We start from the raw sequence: 20,764 nt of genomic DNA, 5'->3' as shown, positions 1-20,764 counted from the left end.
ACGTATGGCAGAAAAAATTATTGTTATTGCAGTAAGAAAACCGGAACAATTACAGGAACGTTTCCAGTCTTCGTTGGATGAATTAATCTCATTAAGTAATACAGCGGGCGGGGAAGTGGAGGGGATATTCACGCAAAATCGTAACCATATCCACCCGGCAACCTACCTTGGAGAAGGCAAATTGCGAGAAATTAAAGCTGAGGTTGAAGCGAAGGAAATCGATCTTGTCATCTCCAATGATGAATTGTCAAGCGGCCAATTAAGAAATTTAAATAATTATTTAGGAGTACGGATCATTGATAGGAGCCAGCTGATTTTAGACATCTTTGCACAACGAGCTCAGACAAAGGAAGGGAAGCTGCAAGTTGAGCTTGCTCAATTGGAATATTTATTACCAAGATTACGGGGACAGGGCATTGAATTGTCCCGTCTTGGTGGTGGAATTGGGACAAGAGGCCCTGGAGAAACACAATTAGAAACAGATCGCCGGCACATACGGCGCAGAATCGGTGATATTAAAAATCGCCTAAAGCTCGTTGTGAAGCAACGTGAACAATACCGGAAGCGCAGAAGGGATAATGCTATCTTTCAAATTGCAATTGTTGGATATACGAATGCCGGAAAATCAACTTTATTCAATAAATTAACGGATAGTCATACGCTTCAGGAAGATAAGTTATTTGCAACACTTGATCCATTAACACGTAAAATTGTATTGCCATCCGGCTTCCAGGCATTAATAACGGACACAGTCGGTTTCCTTCAGGATCTCCCTACGTCGCTCATTGCTGCATTCCGTTCCACGTTGGAGGAAGTTGCAGAAGCAGACTTTCTTTTGCATGTAATCGATGCATCGCACGTGGATTATGAGCAACATATTGAAACAGTGGGGGAATTGCTACGCGAGTTGGATGCAGACCAGCTGCCAATGCTATATATTTATAATAAGAAAGATTTGCTTGAGGACGATTTTATTGCCCATGAACGCCCATACGCTATCGTTTCAGCTTATGAGGAAGAGGATATGCAATCCACTTTAAGAAAAATGGAAGAGATGCTTGAAAAAGTGTGGCTGCCTTTTCATATTGCGCTTGAGCCAAATGAAGGCAGGTTGATGGTTCAGTTGGAGCAGGAAGCAATCCTTACTGATAAATCCTTTGATGAAACAGATAATCGTTACCATATTAAAGGGTACATCCGGGAGAATCATGCATTAATAAACAGATTAAAGGAGTAATGAAGGAACATGCTTATGGACTTAATCAATCAGACAGAACAAGACATTAAAGTTTTAAAAGAACAAGTAAATACAATAGTGGAAAACAATCAGCAACGTGTGCTTGATGCTTTTATTGAAAATCGGGTGAGTGACAGTCATTTTAATTCAACAACGGGCTATGGGTATGATGATATGGGAAGAGAAGCACTTGAGGCAGTATATCGTGATGTGTTCGGGACAGAAGATGCGCTCGTCCGTCCTCAGCTTGTTTCCGGTACACATGCGATTTCGACCGCCTTATTTGGCGTGCTCCGGCCAGGAGATGAACTTTTATATATTACGGGAAAACCGTATGATACGCTTGAGGAAGTAGTCGGTAAAAGAGGGAATACACCTGGGTCATTAAAAGAGTACGCAATCGATTATGGAGAAGTCGCTTTACGGGAAGACGGGTCTGTTGACTTTGCTGCTGTCAGTCAAAAAATCCAGGCAAATACAAAAGTAATTGGTATCCAGCGTTCCAAAGGTTATGATGATCGTCCTTCTTTTACTGTAGCAGAGATTAAAGAAATGGTCGATTTTGTAAAAGAAATAAAAGAAGACGTCATCGTATTTGTTGATAATTGTTACGGTGAATTTGTGGAAGAACTGGAACCGACACATGTAGGGGTAAACTTGATGGCTGGATCCCTTATTAAAAATCCAGGAGGAGGCATTGTTCGTTCCGGGGGATATATCGTAGGAGATGAACATTTGGTCGAACAATGTGCCAACCGTTTAACAGCACCCGGATTAGGAAAAGAAAGTGGAGCAACATTAAACATGCTGCAAGAGCTCTTTCAAGGTTTTTTCCTTGCACCTCATGTTGTCGGTGAAGCTTTAAAAGGAGCGATATTCACGTCGCGATTTTTGGAATTGGCTGGATTTACGACGACCCCGGCGTATCAAAGCAAACGTACTGATCTAATTCAATCCGTCACATTTGATACCGCAGATCAGATGATTGCATTTTGTCAGGCAATCCAGGAGAACTCTCCGGTAAATGCTTACGTGACACCTTATCCTAGCGAAATGCCAGGCTATGAAGATAAAGTCATTATGGCAGGCGGAACATTTATTCAAGGTTCGAGTATCGAACTTTCTGCAGATGGACCGATCCGTGCACCTTACACGGCTTACGTTCAAGGAGGGCTTACTTATTCCCATGTTAAACTTGCCTTAACGCGTGCCGTCACTGCACTTGAGAAAAAAGGTTTTCTCCTTGTCGAATAGGGTATAGTAATATTTGGATGGCTTTAACATCCAAACTAATAGCTGGAGGAGATTTAGTTGGGAACCGTAATTACAAAGGAAGCGATCAAAGAAAAGATAAAGGAAGAAAATGTCCGCTTTATAAGACTGCAATTTACCGATATTCTTGGAACGATTAAAAATGTGGAAATACCACTTAGTCAATTGGATAAAGCGTTAAACAATAAGATGATGTTTGATGGTTCTTCAATTGAAGGTTTTGTGCGAATTGAAGAATCAGACATGTATTTATATCCGGACTTAGATTCCTTTGTTGTTTTTCCGTGGACATCTGATAAAGGAAAAGTCGCCCGTTTCATTTGTGATATTTACAATGCTGATGGAACACCGTTTTCTGGATGTCCCCGTTATATTTTAAAAAGAAACTTGAAACGTATGGAAGAGCTAGGCTATGATACATTTAATATTGGTACAGAACCGGAATTTTTCTTATTCAAGCTAAATGAAAAAGGTGAACCAATTCTTGAATTGAATGACCATGGAGGTTATTTTGACCTTGCACCGACGGATCTCGGGGAAAGCTGCAGAAGAGATATCGTACTGGAGCTGGAAGAAATGGGTTTTAAAATTGAAGCATCGCACCATGAAGGGGCACCAGGGCAGCATGAAATCGACTTTGAATATTCAGAAGCCGTACGCCATGCAGACGATATCCAAACATTTAAACTCGTCGTTAAAACGGTCGCAAGAAGACATAATCTCCATGCGACATTTATGCCAAAACCATTATTTGGTGTAGATGGCTCAGGAATGCACGTCAATATGTCTCTGTTTAAAGATGGTGAAAATAAATTTTTTGATGAAGCGAGCGAACGCCAATTAACAGATGTGGCATATCAATTTATCGCAGGACTTTTGGAACATGCGACGAACTTCACCGCAGTAACAAACCCAATTGTAAACTCATATAAACGGCTCGTGCCAGGTTACCAAGCACCTTGTTATGTAGCTTGGTCCAGTTCGAATCGGAGTCCATTACTACGAATACCAAGTTCAAGAGGGATGGGTACGAGAGTTGAGGTGCGCAGTGTTGACCCGGCATCCAATCCATATTTGGCACTCTCTGTCCTACTTGCTTCAGGACTGGATGGAATTGAACATAAAAAGCAACCGCCTCAAGCAGTTGACCAAAACATTTATGCAATGACGAAAAAAGAAAGAATAGAAAGTGGCGTGAAAGATTTACCAGCTACATTGAAAGAAGCATTAGATGAGATGGAGAAGGACTCTGTCATCATTCAGGCGTTGGGAGAACATCTCTATGAAAATTATGTAGAAGCAAAAGAATTTGAATGGCGCATGTTTAATAATACGGTGCATCCATGGGAACGCGAACAGTACCTAACATCCTATTAATCAATGAACAAGGGCGCAAGCGCCCTTGCAGGTTAAAACGCGATTCTTTTCGCAATATTTGGGACTGCGATTACTCGTTCCACCGAAGAGCGTTTGCACTAGCACATCGTTTCCTAATCTAGTAAACAAAACATCTGATCTTTGCACTGAATGCGAAGATCAGATGTTATTTTAATGTATATCTCTGTACAATCCAATGACTTTACCTAAAATACTAACCTTTTCATAAAATAATGGTTCCATCGTAGCATTTTCCGGCTGCAAGCGAATCATTTTTTCTTCTTTAAAGAAACGTTTGACGGTTGCCTCGTCATCATCTGTCATTGCTACAACGATATCTCCATTATCAGCCATGTTTTGCTGTTTTACAATCACCATATCACCTTCAAGAATCCCTGCTTCAATCATACTTTCGCCTTCAATGACTAGAACAAATAAATTATCGTCCGGACTCGCATGGGAGCTAGGAACTGGAACATATTCTTCAATATTTTCAACAGCGGTAATCGGGATTCCAGCAGTAACTTTTCCGATTACTGGAGCATAACGGGCTTGATTTTTCGGGATATTACCTTCACCGTCTTGATCTAATATTTCAATGGCTCTTGGTTTAGTCGGGTCACGACGGATAAACCCTTTCGCTTCTAACCTTTCCAAATGTCCATGTACGGTCGAACTGGATGCAAGACCGACTGCAACAGCAATCTCCCGAACGGATGGTGGATAACCTTTTGCATGAACTTCGTCTTTTATAAAATCTAAAATCATCTGTTGTCTTTTAGAAACTTTTGTCATCTATTTATCACCTCTTACATAGGATTTATTATTACTAGTTTATCACTTGAGGAAAGTTTATGCAAACATTCGTTCGAAAAAAACATTGACAGGACCATTTGTTCGTGCGATAATATGTTCTAAGAACAAAGGTTCGAAAAAACAGGAGGATTCTGTAATGCTAAATAGACTATTTGCTAAGTTTTCCAAAGAAGATATATTTTTTACTATCGGTTTCATCTTAACTTTGGTATTCTTGTATTTCTCTCTCATTGCCAATGCCTAATCGACTAAGAAGGGGAAATTGAATCGTGAAAGCAGTCATCTATTGCAGAGTGAGCACAGAGAAAAAAGAACAGGAATCATCATTAGCTAGACAGAAGGAAGAATTGTATGAACTAGCTGTCCGGCAAGGATTAGAAGTTGTTACTTGTATTGAAGAGCAGGTGAGCGGTTATGAAATTAATAGAGATGGGATTTTCGAGATGCTTGAATATTTTTCAAATAAGAAAGCGGAATGTCTATTAATTCAAGATGAAACGAGACTAGGAAGAGGGAATACGAAAATTGCTTTGTTTCATCAATTGCAAAAGTTGCATATATTAATCTACACCGCAATTCATGACGGGGAGCTGGAACTATCAGAATCAGATTCTATGGTTTTACAGATTGTCGGTATCGTCGAAGAATACCAAAGGAAAATTCATAATTTAAAAATCAAAAGAGGCATGCAGCGAGCGGTAAAAGAAGGATATAATCCAAGAAATAATTTAAAAAACATCAGCAAAGCGCCAGGGAGAGAAAGATTGGAAGTACCACTTGAGGAAATTGTACGTCTTCGCGAGAAAAAACTCACTTTCGGGGAAATTACAAGTACATTAAATGGCTTGGGTTATACTATCTCAAAAGCAACGGTTCATCGTCGTTATCAGGAGTACGAACAAGAGAGCGACCCTCAAAATAAATAACCTCACAAATGACAAGTTGTAATACTTGTCTTTTTTTGTTGTATGCATTATAAAGGAAGGGGAAAATCACAAAAATACAATATAAATTCTGTTATTATGTTGCGAAGTAGGGTAGTATTATAATCTAGATAATACTTTAAATACCCTCTTAAAGGAAACGATAAAGGAGGTTTATTGATGTTAACGAAAGAAAAACTTGCACGAATTAACGAGCTTGCAAAGAAATCCAAAACATCCGGTCTAACTGAAAAAGAGAAATCGGAGCAAAAACAGCTCCGGGAAGAATATTTGCAAAACATCCGCGGTTCATTCACAAATCAGTTGAAAACCGTTAAAATTATTGATCCGGCAGGTAATGACGTTACCCCGCTCAAAGTGAAAGATATGCAAAAAAGGAATGAAAAACATTAATTTGTTTAGGCAATCGACTTAATTTGCTTGTGAAGTTTGCACATTCATTATAGAATAGTAAATAGATACATACTATAGTGGAATTTTGAAAGGAGATAATTATGTCTAATATTGAACAACTATCAATTAACACGATCCGCACGCTTTCCATCGATGCGATTGAAAAAGCTAATTCCGGTCACCCGGGCTTGCCAATGGGTGCTGCGCCTATGGCTTACACGCTATGGACTGATTTTATGAATCATAATCCGAAAAACTCAAAATGGTTTAACCGTGACCGTTTCGTTTTATCTGCTGGACACGGATCGATGCTTTTATACAGTCTTTTACATCTTTCAGGCTATGATGTTACAATTGATGACTTGAAAAACTTTCGTCAGTGGAATTCCCGTACACCAGGTCACCCGGAAGTTCTCGACACAGATGGTGTAGAAGCAACAACTGGCCCACTTGGACAAGGTATTGCGATGTCCGTTGGTATGGCGATGGCAGAAGAACATCTTGCTGCTAGATTTAATAAAGAAGATGCATCCATCGTCGATCATTATACGTACGCACTTGTAAGCGACGGTGACTTGATGGAAGGTATCTCGCATGAGGCGGCTTCTCTAGCTGGCCACCTTGGCTTAGATAAATTAATTGTTTTATATGACTCAAACGATATTTCTTTAGATGGTGAACTTGACCGATCCTTCTCAGAGGATACAGAAAGCCGTTTCAAAGCATATGGCTGGCAAGTAATCCGTGTTGAAGATGGTAATGATGTGGATGCGCTCCGAGCAGCAATTAAGGAAGCGCAAGCAAACACGGATCAGCCTACTTTAATTGAAGTGAAAACGATTATCGGATACGGCTCTCCGAACAAATCAAACTCTGCCGCATCCCACGGAGCGCCACTAGGTAAAGATGAGGTAACACTTACGAAAGAGTATTACAAATGGGCTCACGAAGAATTCAACGTACCGGAAGAAGTGTACGCTGATTTCAAAGAGAAGATCCAAGATGATGGTAAGAAAGCTGAAGATGCTTGGAATGACCAATTCGCTGCGTATAAGGAAAAATATCCGGAAGAAGCAGCACAGTTGGAACAAGCTATGAACGGCGAACTTCCAGTTAATTGGGAAGAAGCTATTCCTGTATTTGAAGAAGGAAGCTCCCTTGCAACTCGTGCTTCCTCTGGTGAAGTGTTAAATGCTATTGCTAAAGCAGTTCCTACATTCTTCGGAGGTAGTGCAGACTTAGCAGGTTCAAACAAAACAATGATGGACGATGAAGGTGACTTTACGAAAGCAAATTATGCTGGACGCAACATCTGGTTTGGTGTTCGTGAACACGCAATGGGTGCTGCCTTAAACGGTATGGCACTTCACGGCGGTCTGAAAGTCTACGGTGGAACGTTCTTTGTGTTCAGTGATTACCTGCGCCCATCCATCCGTCTTGCATCAATCATGAAGACACCAGTAACATATGTGTTTACCCATGACTCGATTGCAGTAGGAGAAGATGGACCAACTCACGAGCCGGTTGAACATCTTGCAGCATTACGTGCAATGCCAGGCCTTTCCTTAATCCGTCCGGCAGATGCAAATGAAACTGCTGCAGCATGGAGACTTGCTTTAGAGTCTAAAGATGAGCCGACAGCGCTTGTCCTTACAAGACAAAACTTACCGACTCTTCCTGGCACAGACAAGAACGCTTATGAAGGCGTGAAGAAGGGTGCATACGTTGTAAGTGCAGCTGAGAAAGAAACAGCAGATGCGTTACTTCTAGCAACAGGTTCTGAAGTACAGCTTGCTGTAGAAGCACAAAAAGCGCTAAAAGAAAAAGGAATTGACGTCTCCGTTGTAAGCATGCCATCATGGGATCGCTTTAACAAACAAGACGAAGCATATAAAGAAAGTGTACTTCCTAAGAATGTTACAAAACGACTTGGTATAGAAATGGGCGCATCTTTTGGATGGGACCGTTACACAGGAGCAGAAGGCGATATCCTAGCGATTGACCGCTTCGGTGCATCTGCTCCTGGAGATACCGTTGTAGCAGAATATGGCTTTACTGTCCAAAATGTCGTTCAACTTACTGAAAAACTTGTTAACAACTAAGTTAACTAGATTCAATTAAGAAGAACGGATCTCTAAACACCAGCTGTTTTAGAGATCCGGTCTCTTAATCGACAAAACTAGTGGAAGTTTACAACAGAATATGACAGTAATCGTGTCGCGGAATACGTATAATGGGATGAAAAGGAGTGCTTTCCATGTATACGTATTCTATTTTTTCTGTTAAAGCTGAGATAGCCGTACATTATTTCTATAAGACGGGGGTACTGTTCCGGTTCTTTAAAGAGTTTAAGGATTGTCCGAAGCTAACTTATTTGCAGTTACAATATAATTATGTCATTGAACCACTCCAGTTATCGCTCATTGCAGCTTATCTGCGAACCTTAACCGATGACGTGAACGTAGAAAAGAAAGATCAATACATACAGCTTTTTTGGGAAGGTAAAAGTTTGACGATCTATGAGGATGGTCACCATATTGAACTAACTTGTTCATCCATTCAAGAGGCAGAAGAATTCTTTTTTCCAATCCTTCGTCAATCACCAGGATTTTATTTTGTCATAAATAATCGTTTGAATGATTATGGTTGGTTATCTGTTAAAAATCATAAATTGATCAATAATCAAATATTGTATTCTTACCCATGATTATATATACTTGATGAAGAGAGTAACGAAGGAGGAAGACAGACATGAGCACAATTTGGGTAGTATTAATTGCTATTGCAGCTTTAGTAGCAGGTGTTGCTCTTGGGTTTTTTATCGCAAGAAAATATATGATGAACTACTTGAAAAAGAATCCGCCAATCAATGAGCAAATGCTTCGTACATTAATGATGCAAATGGGCCAAAAGCCATCACAAAAGAAGATTAATCAAATGATGCGCGCAATGAATAACCAGGTAGATAAGTAAAAATATCATCATACAAATCCAAAACCACTTTTTCTGTTAAAATGGAACAGAACAGAGTGGTTTTTATATATCGTATAATCACCAGAAAGGAAATGCCGAATGATAACCAATGAAAATAGTTTTCAATTACTACCCGAAAGTTTCTATAAGCAGCCGACGCTCACGCTTGCCAAACAACTTATCGGTAAAATACTTGTCCATGAAACAGAAGAAGGATTAAGTTCTGGGGTGATTGTTGAAACAGAAGCTTATCTCGGTGCTCTGGACCGCGCAGCTCATAGTTATGGATACAGGCGAACGAAGCGAACGGAAATTATGTATCATCAAGCTGGCCTTATTTATACGTATCAAATGCATACCCATTGCCTCCTGAATATCGTGAGCGGAGAAGTTGGTGAGCCGGAAGCAGTCCTTATCCGCGCGATTGAACCGTATAGTGGAGTAGACTTAATGATGCAAAAACGTCCAGTCAAAAATATACAAAATTTGACGAGCGGACCGGGGAAACTGACGAAAGCGCTAGGGATAACGATGCAAATGTATGGCAAACCAATATATAAACAACCATTATATATCACAGAAGGTGCCCGGATTGATGAAATCATGACAGGACTGCGTATTGGAATATCAAATACAGAAGAAGCCCGTGACTATCCTTACCGTTTTTGGATGGCCGGTAACTCCTATGTTTCGAGATAAGTATACGTTTACAGGGTAAATCCGTCGGCACGGATTTACGTTTCTTATATACTTATTTCGAGAACATCGCAAAACGATGTAAGTGTTGTCTAATTGTCAAAAACAAGGGTGTTACCACATGTCCTTTCTGATAAAATAGATGCACATAATAAAAATGTAGGGGAGATTATATGTCAGAAATCAATATATTTCTAGCCTTTGGTGCTGGATTTCTTTCTTTTGTTTCACCCTGTGTCTTACCTGTGTACCCGGTATTTTTATCCTATATTACTGGCATGAGCATTAATGAAATGAAAGAAGATAATAAAAAAATGAATCGGCAAGCATTACTTCATACGATTTTTTTCCTAATCGGTTTTTCGAGTATTTTTATTGCAATCGGTTTTTCAACTTCGGTTATCTCTGAATTTCTCTTGACTTATCAAGATATCATTAGACAAGTCGGGGCCATCTTAATTATATTCTTTGGATTGGTCATTGTTGGTATTTTAAACTTTAAATTCCTGATGAAAAACAGACAAATTCAGTTTAAAAATCGTCCAAGTGGTTATCTTGGTACATTATTGATTGGTATTGCATTCTCTCTTGGCTGGACACCATGTACCGGGCCAATCCTAGCGGTGGTGTTCTCACTTGCAGTCTCTAATCCAGAGCTAGGAATGATTATGATGATTGCCTATATTTTAGGGTTTGCGATTCCATTCCTCGTTATGGCATTCTTTATCGGCAGAATGAACTGGATTAGAAACCATAGCATGAAGATTGTTAAAGTTGGTGGCTATGTAATGATTTTCTTCGGTGCGGCCCTTTTCTTTGACTGGATGACCGTTGTCACAGCATATCTCGCTGACTGGTTTGGATTCTCCGGTTTTTAATAAAGATATTAATGATATAATAGGGAGTAAGTAATTTTGAAAGAGTGATTAAAACATGTTTTGGGGTATTGCTAGTACAATCGGAGCCACAATGATGGCTGTCATTATGATTTTTGTTCGATTGAAAATGGGGAAGAGACCTGCATCTCTAAAAAAAATCATCTTACCGCCTCTATTTATGAGTACCGGAGCTCTGATGTATATCTTCCCGATATTTCAAATCAGCTGGTTCCAAGTCATTGAATCCTTTGCACTTGGGATGGTTTTCTCTATTATCCTGATTAAATCATCAAAATTTAAAATTCATGACGGTGAAATTTATTTAAATCCATCAAAAGCATTTCCACTTATCCTATTTGGACTTCTTGTCGTTCGTTTAGCACTAAAGGTATTAATCAGTGGCTATATTTCACTTGGAGAGACGGGTGGAATCTTCTTTATGCTTGCGTTCGGGATGATCCTTACATGGCGGATTGCCATGCTCTATCAATTCTTGCAACTTAGAAAGTCAATGACAGAACAAAAGCACCTTGCATAGAGCCAGGTGCTTGTTTGTCTTTATTTTTTATAACTCTCCTGCCAGTTGTCACGATAGTCGCTTTTAGAAAGCTGGAATAAATGTTCATAAGGTTCCACAGGAATTCCTTTTTCTTTTAGTTTTTTACGCAGAAATTTATGGTCACGTTTCGGTGTGGCGACGATGTAACCTTCAATCAATGTATCCTGCGTTATCATTTCTTCCTTCTTATCCAGAGCAATTTCCCCAATCTTACTGGCAATTGTTTGACGAGCGACATCACGGAATAATTCAGGAACAGGGGAAACAAGTTCCTCCAATAATGCTTTTTCCTCATCCGCCCACATATCTTTGGTCAAATCGACATAATGCTCTTGCCAATCCAAGACAGATTTCCCATCTTCTTTCGGCAAACTCTTTAAGAATTTACGGAACATGAAGAAACCGCCAATTCCCATGAGCGAAATTAGAAGAAATCCCCACAACACAAGTATTATACTCAATAATATTCACCTATTTCTTTACTTTATCACGCATTAACGGTCTGTAATCCCCCCACCTCTAAACATGAGGGAAGCCCAAAATGTGAAGTGGGGGATGAACAGTCCGTAAATCCCTGATTCTGTTCAACTAACATTCAGTGATTCTCACTGAATGAAGTTTCACTTTATGACAAAATTACTAATAATGGGATGATAGACAATTGAATAATTTATTTTTAGAATATTTTATAGTAAGATAGAAAATATACGTAACATTATTATATGAATAAACGGTCTAAGTAACAAGTATTATAATCGATAGAATCATGACAATTGATTCTATTAGAATAAAAACTGTAACAGATCATAAACATAATATTACATAGCGTTTTATCGTTTTTACTTTAAAGGGGGAAGTTCTTAGCTTTTAACTAATTATAAAGGGGGACAATTGAATGAAGATAGGGGAAGTTTATTCACTAAAGTTTGATCAACAACAGCTATTATTTTCCAATTTTCTCAAATTGCCGACGAATATATTGGAATGGATGGGAAGCCATTTAAATGATGCCTTTATTGTCTGGGATGAAAAGGATCGGATTTGCTTTGTCAGTCAATCGATTAAAAATTTATTAGGTTATAAGCAAGAAGAGCTTATTGGCAACCCGTGGTATGAACGAATTCAACCCCTCGAGCCGAAGTGTGTAGAACAATATTTAGCCGCAGAAAGAAAAGAAGGCATACATGTTGAACTTATCCATAAGAATAATCACACCGTTTACGTGGAGGTTTGCTTAGCTCGAATTGAAGATCAGTCAAGTAATCGCAAATATGTTGCTGGGTTGTTGAAGGATTTGACGGCTTATAAAGAAGCAAAGGAAATGATTGTACAAGCAAAAAGAATGTCTGTCGTAGGTCAGCTTGCTGCAAGTATTGCCCATGAAATTAGAAACCCATTAACATCAATTAAAGGATTTCTGCAGTTGCTTAAAGCAGGAGTGAATCATAAAGAAGAATACTACAGGATTATGGAAGATGAGATTGAAAAGATTGAATCCATAACATCAGAACTTCTATTTATGTCAAAACCATCTTCAAATAAAAAGAAAAAAGAACATATAGGTAAACTAATCAGTGATGTAGTGGTGTTATTGCAATCCCAGGCAAAATTTAAAAACGTTACAATCAAATATGATGAGTCAATTTCCGGAGTTATCTACTGTGATCCATCTCAGATCAAACAAGTATTGATCAATTTAGTAAAGAATGCGATTGAGGCAATGGAAGAACCAGGAGACATTAGCATTTTCGTCGATTTCATGAAAGAACAAACGATTATCAACGTAGTGGATGAAGGGATCGGTATACCACAGGAACTAATGGATCAGTTGGGGAAAGCATTTTTCACTACGAAGGAAAATGGTACAGGTCTTGGATTGAATATTACAAGAGAAATAATGGAACAACATGGCGGACTTCTTAAATTCTTCAGAAATGAATCGAAAGGCAGCACATTTCAAATAATTTTCCCAAAAACGTTTAATCATTAAGAATGGACAATACAGGCAAACTGTCCATTCTTTTTTGTATAAGTATAACTTATCAACTAGAATAATAATTTAATATACAGCTTAATTGACGAATGATTTGTTTTATCGCTTACAATCCGATAGTATATAAGTAAAGGTTTATTATTCTTTCTTTTTTAAAGAGTGATGGGATGATAAAGTACCAGTTTACAAACAACATAGACTGGTAGCAACTTAGAAAGGGGTAGTATGGAATGTCAAATGATGCATTTAAAGCGAGAAAGCAATTTGAATTAAACGACAAGACCTACAATTACTATGATCTGAAAACTTTAGAGGAACAAGGTCTCGGCAAAATTAGCCGCTTGCCATTCTCTGTACGAGTTCTTTTAGAATCCGTACTTCGTCAACATGATGACCATCAAATTAAAGATGAACATGTCAAAGCACTTGCGAAATGGGGTAAGAAAGATGCGAAAGGTGTCGATGTACCATTCAAACCTTCGCGTGTTATCTTGCAAGACTTCACTGGGGTTCCGGCCGTTGTTGACCTAGCTTCTTTAAGAAAAGCAATGGTGGATATGGGGGGCGAACCAGACAAGATTAATCCTGAAGTACCGGTTGATTTAGTTATCGACCACTCCGTACAAGTAGACCAATATGGTACACCAAATGCCCTACAAGCGAACATGGACATTGAATTTGAAAGAAACGCTGAACGTTATGAATTCTTAAATTGGGCTCAAAAAGCGTTTGACAACTATCGTGCTGTTCCTCCAGCAACAGGTATTGTTCACCAGGTTAACTTGGAATATATTGCGAATGTTGTGCACGCCCTTGAAAATGAAGCGAAAGAGTTCGAAGCATTTCCAGATACACTTGTAGGAACAGACTCTCATACGACGATGATTAACGGACTTGGTGTCCTCGGTTGGGGTGTTGGTGGTATTGAAGCTGAGGCTGGAATGCTCGGTCAGCCGTCCTATTTCCCGGCACCAGAGGTGATTGGGGTTAAGTTTGTTGGAAGTTTCCCGAATGGAACTACAGCAACAGACCTTGCCCTAAAAGTTACGCAAGTGCTGCGTGAGAAAAATGTAGTAGGTAAATTTGTAGAATACTTCGGTCCAGGCCTGAAAGACATGCCGCTAGCTGACCGTGCAACGATCTCTAACATGGCTCCTGAGTATGGTGCAACTTGTGGTTTCTTCCCTGTAGACGAAGAAACATTAAGCTACTTACATTTGACAGGGCGAAGTCAAGAACTAATTGACCTTGTTGAGAAATACAGTAAAGAAAACAGTCTATGGTACGACCCGGAAGACGGCGATCCAGAATATACAGACGTTGTCATTATCGACCTGTCTGAATTAGAGCCGAATTTATCCGGACCAAAACGTCCGCAAGACTTGATTTCTTTATCTAATATGCAAAAGGAATTCAATAAAGCCATTACAGCTCCTGAGGGCAACCAAGGATTTGGAAAAGATAAGTCTGAATTCGATAAAGAAGTGACCGTTACCCATAAAAATGGTAAGGAATCTGTCCTGAAGACAGGCTCCCTAGCAATCGCTGCAATCACTTCTTGTACAAACACGTCTAACCCATATGTAATGTTAGGTGCAGGTTTAGTTGCGAAAAATGCAGTCGAAAAAGGACTGAAAGTACCTGATTATGTTAAGACTTCGTTGGCACCAGGATCTAAAGTTGTAACCCGTTATCTGGAAGATGCCGGATTACAAAAATTCTTGGATGTACTTGGCTTTAACCTTGTTGGTTATGGCTGTACAACATGTATCGGTAACTCCGGTCCTTTACTGGAAGAAATCGAAAAAGCAATTGTTGATTCCGATTTAATCGCTTCTTCCGTATTATCCGGTAACCGGAACTTTGAAGGGAGAATTCACCCGCTTGTTAAAGCGAACTACCTAGCATCCCCACCACTTGTTGTGGCATACGCACTAGCAGGTACAGTGGATATTAATCTGAATGAAGACCCACTTGGAACGGATAGAGATGGAAAACCAGTATACATGAATGATATCTGGCCGACAGCACAAGAAATTAAAGAAGAAGTTGCGAAAGTTGTAACGCCGGAAATCTTCCGTAAAGAGTATGAGAACGTCTTTAATTCCAATGAAAAATGGAACGCTATTGATACAACAGACGAACCATTATTCGAATGGGATGAGGACTCGACATATATTCAAAATCCGCCATTCTTTGAAGGTTTAGGAAAAGAGGCAGGAACGGTTGAGAAATTAAGTAATTTACGTGCAATTGGTTACTTCGGTGACTCTGTTACAACAGACCATATTTCACCTGCAGGAGCAATTGCGAAAGATATGCCTGCTGGTCAATATCTGCAAGAAAAAGGTGTATCACCTAGAAACTTCAACTCTTATGGTTCCCGTCGTGGTAACCACGAGATTATGATGCGTGGTACATTTGCGAACATCCGTATTCGTAATAAACTTGCTCCGGGTACAGAAGGCGGCTACACAACCTACTGGCCAACGGAAGAAGTAATGCCAATTTATGACGCTGCAATGAAATATAAAGAAGATAACACCGGATTAGTTGTTATCGGTGGTAAAGACTACGGAATGGGGTCTTCCCGTGACTGGGCTGCAAAAGGAACGAACCTTTTAGGTATTAAGACGGTTATTGTGGAAAGTTATGAACGTATCCACCGTTCGAACCTTGTCATGATGGGTGTATTACCACTTCAATTTGTAAAAGGCGATAGTGCTGAGAAACTTGGCTTGACAGGTAAAGAAACATTCCATGTTGATATCGACGAAAATGTACAACCAAATAGCCCGGTAAAAGTTACTGCAGTAGCAAAAGACGATAAAGTTACCGAGTTTACAGCTATCGCTCGTTTTGATAGCCCGGTTGAAATCGACTACTACCGTCACGGCGGAATTTTGCAAATGGTTCTACGTGAAAAATTAGCTTAAACATCACTATAAAGATAAGAGCCGCTAAGCAAATGCTTAGCGGCTCTTTCTTGACTAATTTCCGAACAATGACGCTAATATCTTTACTTCTTTCCTTATGCAAATTACTATTAAAGTAAGGTTAAGAAAGTCGGGGGAGATATTGTGAAAAAAATAATATTTGGAATCAGTTTTCTTGTTATTTTAGTCGGAATCATGATTGGAGATATAGCTGCCGATAAAAATGAAGAAGCGGGGCCAAATCGATATGATGTGACAGGAGATACATCGGTTTCAGGCGGGATGATTGCACCTGTTGAAAGCGTTGGTATCCAACCTGGAGAAGCTGCTCCTGACTTCTCGCTGGAAACATTAGACGGTGAAGTAGTCAGCCTGTCCGAATTAAAAGGCGAAAAAGTGATCCTCAACTTTTGGGCAACCTGGTGTCCGCCATGCCGCGAAGAGATGCCAGAAATGCAGAAGTTTTATGACGCTCATCAAGATGATGTTAAGGTAATTGCTGTTAATTTTAATGAAAAAGATGAAAAGGTAAAGGACTACCTCGAGGAATTTGGATATACATTTCCAAGCCCACTGGACAGCGATGGGGCGACTGGCACGGATTATGGTGTAATCACATTGCCGACAACCTATTTCATCAACTCAGAGGGTATTATCCAAGAACAACGCCATGTCGGACCAATGGATTACGAATTTATGGAAGAAATGCTTAACACATTAAATTAATTGCATATTTTCACTTGTTCCTGTAAAACATACAACTACTACAGTTGAAAGGAGTAGTTATATGTCGCCAGATAAAAACAAACCAAAGCCGGATGATCGCAGTGATAACGTGGAAAAACTGCAGCATATGATCCATGATACGTTAGAAAATATCGAAGAAGCGGAAGGTACGCTGGAGTTCTCTGATGAAATAGGGAAAGAGCAGATTTTAGCTAAAAATAAACGTCGCAAAGAAGCTATTGAAGGCTTTCGTGAAGAAATTAAAGATGAATCACATCATCAAGATAAATAATTAAAAACAAGACCTCAAAATCATCTAATTTTGAGGTCTTGTTTTTTTGCAGGCAGATGGATTCGTGATACGATATTACTATACATATTATTGATGAAACAGCAGGATAATGGAGGTATTTATTTTGAATAAAGTAAGAACACCAATAGAAGTACGCTACCAGGAAACAGATCAAATGGGTATTGTTTATCATGGCAATTATTTGATCTGGTTTGAAATTGGCAGAACGAAATTCATTGAAGCTTTAGGACTGTCTTATGTGGAAATGGAAAAACAAGGTGTCGTTTCGCCGGTTATAGATGCAGAGCTTTCCTTTATTAAGCCGACCCGTTACGGAGAAACCGTATATATTGATACATGGTTGGCAGAATATGACGGAATTCGTTCTGCTTATGGTTATGAAGTGGTTGGAGAAGATGGTGAAGTTGCTGTTAGAGGCTTGACTAGACATGTCATCGTCAATAAAGATACGTTTCGCCCTTTATCACTGAGAAGGAAATTTCCAGAATGGCATGATATTTATAGTAAGGAGATTAAAGGTGAATAAAAATGGCTTTTGGAATTAATCGGCAAGAATTACATCGTTGGAAGCTAGAAGTCAGTAGCGGTCAAATCGCGTTTCTGACGCATTACTGGATTGATGAACGGTTCCCAGGCTGTGATACCGTAACAAAGGTAGGATGTAGTGATATTGAAAAGCTGAAAACTTGGGGAAGAAGTCATGAGCTTGATGAATATTGGATTGATTATAAAGACAAATATCCTCATTACGATTTATTTGGGGAATATCAACGAGAAATTCTCCGCAAAGAAGCAATTTGGGAACAGATTAAAAGGTTTAATCTGTAAATGAAAGCAGGATTTTTTCCATATAATCGCATCGTAATAAAAGAAGATCCGGTGATTGGATGATGCATCCAATTATCGGGTCTTCTTCTGTTTTTCTTTCCTTTCAGGTACATAGTCAACACCACCTGGATGGAATGGATGGCATTTGCTTATCCGTTTAACGCTGAGATATAGTCCTTTGATGGCACCAAATCGTTTGAATGCTTCCAGACTGTAACTGGAACAAGTCGGATAAAACCTGCAAGACGCAGGCGTATACGGACTTATTGCAAGTTGGTAGAACCTTACGAGTCCAATAAAAATATATTTCATGTTACTCACTACTTTTTCGCAGATTTGTCGAAACTAACAGAAGCAATGGCATCATGCAGATGAATGGATTCTTCATTTCTGCAGCTTACTTTAAATTTAGACACAAAGTCCAGTTCATAAAGATCAGCTGCAACAAGCCGCACCATATCTTCTACAAAACGCGGATTTTCATAAGCAGTTTCGGTGACAACTTTTTCATCTGGACGTTTTAGAACAGGATATAATCTGCTTGAAGCATTGCTTTCCGCTGCTTCTAATAGATGGAATTTCCAATCGGCATCATTCTCCGTGAAATCTTCTGTAAACTCGATTTCCATTGTAATATTGCCTCTTTGATTATGAGCACTATATTCACTAATTTCCTTCGAGCACGGACAAAGCGTAGCCACCTTACCGCCAAGACTTGCACGCATGGTGTAACCAGATAACTTATCATACGTAACTGTCATTGTAATGTCCGCATGATTTAATCCGCTAAGTTCTGTGTGTGGAGCCTTTCTTTCAAAAAACCATGGAAAGCTTATCTCAATTGTAGCATCCTGTTGCTCCAAGCGCTCACTTAACCCTTTTGCAAATGTCTTTAGAGAAGAAAAACTTATAATGAGGCCATCTTTATAATAGTTATTTAGTTGTTCAGTAAAGCGGCTCATATTCGTTCCTTTGCTCGTTTGGGGCAGGGAAGAGCTGAAACTGAACGTTCCAATAGTTGTTTGTGTTTTAGGATTCATATTGCTTTCAATTATTATTGGATGTTTGACGTTTGCAATCCCAACCGCATCCAATTCAAAAAGAAAGTCTTTCTTTTCATTCTGAATATCATGCATCTTATCTTTTTCTATTGGTTTTGTTTTTTCGATCGGTTCCACAGAGCCGAATAATTTATGTCTTTCCTTCTTTTGAGGAAGTTGTTTGAATGCATTTATTTTTGTTTGAGTCATAATCGTTCCTACTTTCTATCATTGACTAGATTTCAGTATAACGAAACACCTAATCTTATTCAATTTAAACGTTTTTCGCTGAGAATAGAATTCGAAAAATCCTACTGGAAGCCCCCCACCGATGCTTCTTGCTATCGGTGGGGGGCTTCTGTGCTTAGATGGAAGTCGCAGGTTTCCTCTACTAAAAAGAAGTACTCCTTGATAAGAGCACTTCTTTTTTACATCCAAGTAATTTTCGGTTCGGTACCATTTTTAATTCGTTTCAAGTTCTCCTTATGACGGTAGATAACAAACAAAGTAAGGAGTGAAATAATGATAATTAAGACAATGTCCTTATAAAACAACGAGATAAGAATCGTGACTGCTCCAGTTATGATAGAAGATAGTGAAACATACTTGGATAAGTATAGGGAGAGTAGAAAGGTCGTAATCATAATGACAAATAATAGTGGGAAACTCCCCAATATAATCCCCGCCGATGTTGCGACTGCTTTACCACCCTTAAACTTAGCGAATATCGGATAAGTGTGCCCGATAACCGCGAATAGGCCGATAATGAGCGGATGGACAGAAGCATCGAATAGAATCGGGATTACCGTTGCTGCTGTTCCTTTTAAGATATCAGATAACGTAACGATAATTCCAGCTTTCATTCCGAGTACTCGGAAAGCATTTGTAGCTCCAAGGTTTCCGCTTCCGTGCTCGCGGATATCTTTATTGAAAGCGATTTTACCTACTAATAAAGCAGAAGGAATCGAACCTAATAAATAAGCGATAATTGCAAATAATACAAATTCCATCATTCATCCTACTTTCCATCAACTTTTTGAAGCTGTACTATGCTTATTCTAGCATGAATTTCGATTAAAAAGTACCGTTACTTGGAATTTATTCTGCAGTAAGAATAAATTCCAAGTAAAAAAGCATGCAAGAAAGTGATACGGTTGACTATTCAGCTTATTCTACTTATGATGTGACTAGAATGACTTGATGTATGAAACTCTGAAGAAGGGATGAAAAACATGAGCTGGGAAAATCCATCGAAAGAAAAATTGAAAGAGACTTTAGAAGATGCCAAGACAATAGCAGTCGTGGGATTATCAAAAAATGAAGAGAAGACCGCCTATCAAATATCGAAAATTATGCAGGAAGAAGGTTACCGTATCATTCCTGTCAATCCGACCGTAGATGAAGTTCTTGGGGAAAAGGCATATCCAACGCTCAAAGATGTACCAGATAAAATTGATATTATCAACGTTTTCCGACGTCCTGAACATTTGCCAGATGTTGCAAAGGATGCAGCTGAAACAGATTGCAAAATATTTTGGGCACAGCAAGGAATTATCAATGAAGAAGCTTATCACTACTTGAAAGAAAGAGACTTTACCGTCATTATGGATCTTTGCATTAAAGTAGTCCATGCTGTATTAGTTAAATAGACAGATCGAGGCTGGGACAAAACCCCAGTAAATAGAAAATCGCTTCGCGCAAAAAGCGTGAAGCGATTTTCTATTTACTCTTATTTTACTCAACAAAAAGGACACCTTTTGATAAAATTAAAGTTACCACAACA

23 protein-coding genes are annotated in these 20,764 nt (G+C 39.1%); 18 read left to right on the top strand and 5 right to left on the bottom strand.

The annotated features are described in order from the left end of the window. Window positions 1-4 precede the first annotated feature (4 nt). The 3 genes from hflX to glnA are packed head-to-tail and all read left to right on the top strand — an operon-like array spanning window position 5 to window position 3,886. Window positions 5-1,237, top strand: coding sequence for a GTPase HflX (gene hflX / locus L3V42_RS07380; RefSeq protein WP_235761493.1), 1,233 nt, complete (start codon window positions 5-7; stop codon window positions 1,235-1,237). A 9-nt stretch (window positions 1,238-1,246) separates the two neighbouring features. Then, entirely contained in the window at window positions 1,247-2,491 is a 1,245-nt protein-coding gene (locus L3V42_RS07375; RefSeq protein ID WP_238471692.1) for a methionine gamma-lyase family protein, read from the top strand. Window positions 2,492-2,548: 57 nt separating this feature from the next. Continuing rightward, a complete protein-coding gene (gene glnA / locus L3V42_RS07370; RefSeq protein WP_235761491.1) occupies window positions 2,549-3,886 on the top strand; it encodes a type I glutamate--ammonia ligase in 1,338 nt (445 codons plus the stop codon). Window positions 3,887-4,057: 171 nt separating this feature from the next. Here the strand turns inward: glnA and lexA are convergent, their stop codons facing one another. Next, complete coding sequence (gene lexA, locus L3V42_RS07365) at window positions 4,058-4,681, bottom strand: transcriptional repressor LexA (protein WP_238471691.1); 624 nt, start codon at window positions 4,679-4,681, stop codon at window positions 4,058-4,060. 290 nt (window positions 4,682-4,971) lie between these two features. Between lexA and L3V42_RS07360 the strand changes: the two genes are divergently transcribed. The 8 genes from L3V42_RS07360 (at window position 4,972) to L3V42_RS07325 (ending at window position 11,124) form a co-directional block, all read left to right on the top strand. Then, complete coding sequence (locus tag L3V42_RS07360) at window positions 4,972-5,628, top strand: YneB family resolvase-like protein (RefSeq protein ID WP_235761489.1); 657 nt, start codon at window positions 4,972-4,974, stop codon at window positions 5,626-5,628. Between the two features lie 177 nt (window positions 5,629-5,805). After that, the gene (locus L3V42_RS07355; protein WP_235761488.1) at window positions 5,806-6,039 is read left to right on the top strand and encodes a DUF896 domain-containing protein; all 234 of its coding nucleotides are present in this window, start codon (window positions 5,806-5,808) and stop codon (window positions 6,037-6,039) included. A 101-nt stretch (window positions 6,040-6,140) separates the two neighbouring features. Continuing rightward, window positions 6,141-8,141, top strand: coding sequence for a transketolase (gene tkt / locus L3V42_RS07350; protein ID WP_255770526.1), 2,001 nt, complete (start codon window positions 6,141-6,143; stop codon window positions 8,139-8,141). Window positions 8,142-8,296: 155 nt separating this feature from the next. Continuing rightward, window positions 8,297-8,746, top strand: a complete 450-nt coding sequence (sirA, locus tag L3V42_RS07345) for a sporulation inhibitor of replication protein SirA (protein ID WP_238471690.1) — start codon at window positions 8,297-8,299, stop codon at window positions 8,744-8,746. Window positions 8,747-8,790: 44 nt separating this feature from the next. Beyond that, window positions 8,791-9,012 (top strand): YneF family protein, encoded by a 222-nt coding sequence (locus L3V42_RS07340; protein ID WP_235761486.1) that lies wholly within the window; start codon window positions 8,791-8,793, stop codon window positions 9,010-9,012. A 99-nt stretch (window positions 9,013-9,111) separates the two neighbouring features. Beyond that, window positions 9,112-9,711, top strand: coding sequence for a DNA-3-methyladenine glycosylase (locus L3V42_RS07335; RefSeq protein WP_238471689.1), 600 nt, complete (start codon window positions 9,112-9,114; stop codon window positions 9,709-9,711). Between the two features lie 170 nt (window positions 9,712-9,881). Beyond that, on the top strand, window positions 9,882-10,586 hold the full coding sequence (locus L3V42_RS07330) for a cytochrome c biogenesis CcdA family protein (RefSeq protein ID WP_238471688.1): 705 nt from the start codon (window positions 9,882-9,884) through the stop codon (window positions 10,584-10,586). 55 nt (window positions 10,587-10,641) lie between these two features. Then, on the top strand, window positions 10,642-11,124 hold the full coding sequence (locus L3V42_RS07325) for a CcdC family protein (RefSeq protein WP_235761483.1): 483 nt from the start codon (window positions 10,642-10,644) through the stop codon (window positions 11,122-11,124). A gap of 20 nt (window positions 11,125-11,144) precedes the next feature. Here L3V42_RS07325 and L3V42_RS07320 read toward each other — a convergent pair whose 3' ends face one another. After that, on the bottom strand, window positions 11,145-11,606 hold the full coding sequence (locus L3V42_RS07320) for a DUF2621 family protein (protein ID WP_255783439.1): 462 nt from the start codon (window positions 11,604-11,606) through the stop codon (window positions 11,145-11,147). A gap of 434 nt (window positions 11,607-12,040) precedes the next feature. Between L3V42_RS07320 and L3V42_RS07315 the strand changes: the two genes are divergently transcribed. The 6 genes from L3V42_RS07315 to L3V42_RS07290 all read left to right on the top strand — a co-directional run bounded on the left by L3V42_RS07315 (window position 12,041) and on the right by L3V42_RS07290 (window position 17,941). Further along, a complete protein-coding gene (locus L3V42_RS07315) occupies window positions 12,041-13,135 on the top strand; it encodes an ATP-binding protein (protein ID WP_238471687.1) in 1,095 nt (364 codons plus the stop codon). A 233-nt stretch (window positions 13,136-13,368) separates the two neighbouring features. After that, window positions 13,369-16,074 carry an aconitate hydratase AcnA gene (acnA, locus tag L3V42_RS07310; RefSeq protein WP_238471686.1) on the top strand — a complete coding sequence of 902 codons (2,706 nt, stop codon included), beginning with the start codon at window positions 13,369-13,371 and terminating at the stop codon, window positions 16,072-16,074. Window positions 16,075-16,218: 144 nt separating this feature from the next. Beyond that, the gene (locus L3V42_RS07305; RefSeq protein ID WP_235761480.1) at window positions 16,219-16,800 is read left to right on the top strand and encodes a TlpA family protein disulfide reductase; all 582 of its coding nucleotides are present in this window, start codon (window positions 16,219-16,221) and stop codon (window positions 16,798-16,800) included. 61 nt (window positions 16,801-16,861) lie between these two features. Further along, on the top strand, window positions 16,862-17,092 hold the full coding sequence (gene tlp / locus L3V42_RS07300) for a small acid-soluble spore protein Tlp (protein ID WP_235761479.1): 231 nt from the start codon (window positions 16,862-16,864) through the stop codon (window positions 17,090-17,092). 124 nt (window positions 17,093-17,216) lie between these two features. Continuing rightward, complete coding sequence (locus L3V42_RS07295) at window positions 17,217-17,639, top strand: acyl-CoA thioesterase (RefSeq protein WP_238471685.1); 423 nt, start codon at window positions 17,217-17,219, stop codon at window positions 17,637-17,639. A gap of 2 nt (window positions 17,640-17,641) precedes the next feature. Beyond that, on the top strand, window positions 17,642-17,941 hold the full coding sequence (locus L3V42_RS07290; RefSeq protein ID WP_238471684.1) for a hypothetical protein: 300 nt from the start codon (window positions 17,642-17,644) through the stop codon (window positions 17,939-17,941). 72 nt (window positions 17,942-18,013) lie between these two features. On the opposite strand, the gene yidD is transcribed toward L3V42_RS07290, so the two are convergent. From yidD to plsY, 3 genes are all read right to left on the bottom strand, one after another. Continuing rightward, on the bottom strand, window positions 18,014-18,253 hold the full coding sequence (gene yidD / locus L3V42_RS07285; RefSeq protein WP_235761476.1) for a membrane protein insertion efficiency factor YidD: 240 nt from the start codon (window positions 18,251-18,253) through the stop codon (window positions 18,014-18,016). A gap of 8 nt (window positions 18,254-18,261) precedes the next feature. Beyond that, window positions 18,262-19,191: a GTP cyclohydrolase FolE2 gene (gene folE2, locus L3V42_RS07280; protein ID WP_235761475.1), complete on the bottom strand. Its 930-nt coding sequence runs from the start codon at window positions 19,189-19,191 to the stop codon at window positions 18,262-18,264. A gap of 218 nt (window positions 19,192-19,409) precedes the next feature. Continuing rightward, complete coding sequence (plsY, locus tag L3V42_RS07275) at window positions 19,410-19,991, bottom strand: glycerol-3-phosphate 1-O-acyltransferase PlsY (protein WP_238471683.1); 582 nt, start codon at window positions 19,989-19,991, stop codon at window positions 19,410-19,412. A 222-nt stretch (window positions 19,992-20,213) separates the two neighbouring features. Between plsY and L3V42_RS07270 the strand changes: the two genes are divergently transcribed. After that, window positions 20,214-20,630 (top strand): CoA-binding protein, encoded by a 417-nt coding sequence (locus L3V42_RS07270; RefSeq protein WP_235761473.1) that lies wholly within the window; start codon window positions 20,214-20,216, stop codon window positions 20,628-20,630. Window positions 20,631-20,764 lie beyond the last annotated feature (134 nt).

The organism is Oceanobacillus alkalisoli, from assembly GCF_022213125.1.
In the GTDB taxonomy this organism is placed as follows: Bacteria; Bacillota; Bacilli; order Bacillales; family Amphibacillaceae; genus Oceanobacillus; species Oceanobacillus alkalisoli.
The sequence above is the reverse complement of the archived record's forward strand: the minus strand, read 5'-3'. Positions and strand labels throughout refer to the sequence as shown.

Coding starts and splice junctions, on each gene's coding strand:
- hflX (WP_235761493.1), top strand. CDS start 5: ATGGCAGAAAAAATTATTGTTATTGCAGTAAGAAAACCGGAACAATTA.
- L3V42_RS07375 (WP_238471692.1), top strand. CDS start 1,247: ATGCTTATGGACTTAATCAATCAGACAGAACAAGACATTAAAGTTTTA.
- lexA (WP_238471691.1), bottom strand. CDS start 4,681: ATGACAAAAGTTTCTAAAAGACAACAGATGATTTTAGATTTTATAAAA.
- L3V42_RS07355 (WP_235761488.1), top strand. CDS start 5,806: ATGTTAACGAAAGAAAAACTTGCACGAATTAACGAGCTTGCAAAGAAA.
- tkt (WP_255770526.1), top strand. CDS start 6,141: ATGTCTAATATTGAACAACTATCAATTAACACGATCCGCACGCTTTCC.
- sirA (WP_238471690.1), top strand. CDS start 8,297: ATGTATACGTATTCTATTTTTTCTGTTAAAGCTGAGATAGCCGTACAT.
- L3V42_RS07340 (WP_235761486.1), top strand. CDS start 8,791: ATGAGCACAATTTGGGTAGTATTAATTGCTATTGCAGCTTTAGTAGCA.
- L3V42_RS07335 (WP_238471689.1), top strand. CDS start 9,112: ATGATAACCAATGAAAATAGTTTTCAATTACTACCCGAAAGTTTCTAT.
- L3V42_RS07330 (WP_238471688.1), top strand. CDS start 9,882: ATGTCAGAAATCAATATATTTCTAGCCTTTGGTGCTGGATTTCTTTCT.
- L3V42_RS07325 (WP_235761483.1), top strand. CDS start 10,642: ATGTTTTGGGGTATTGCTAGTACAATCGGAGCCACAATGATGGCTGTC.
- L3V42_RS07315 (WP_238471687.1), top strand. CDS start 12,041: ATGAAGATAGGGGAAGTTTATTCACTAAAGTTTGATCAACAACAGCTA.
- acnA (WP_238471686.1), top strand. CDS start 13,369: ATGTCAAATGATGCATTTAAAGCGAGAAAGCAATTTGAATTAAACGAC.
- tlp (WP_235761479.1), top strand. CDS start 16,862: ATGTCGCCAGATAAAAACAAACCAAAGCCGGATGATCGCAGTGATAAC.
- L3V42_RS07290 (WP_238471684.1), top strand. CDS start 17,642: ATGGCTTTTGGAATTAATCGGCAAGAATTACATCGTTGGAAGCTAGAA.
- yidD (WP_235761476.1), bottom strand. CDS start 18,253: ATGAAATATATTTTTATTGGACTCGTAAGGTTCTACCAACTTGCAATA.
- folE2 (WP_235761475.1), bottom strand. CDS start 19,191: ATGACTCAAACAAAAATAAATGCATTCAAACAACTTCCTCAAAAGAAG.
- plsY (WP_238471683.1), bottom strand. CDS start 19,991: ATGGAATTTGTATTATTTGCAATTATCGCTTATTTATTAGGTTCGATT.
- L3V42_RS07270 (WP_235761473.1), top strand. CDS start 20,214: ATGAGCTGGGAAAATCCATCGAAAGAAAAATTGAAAGAGACTTTAGAA.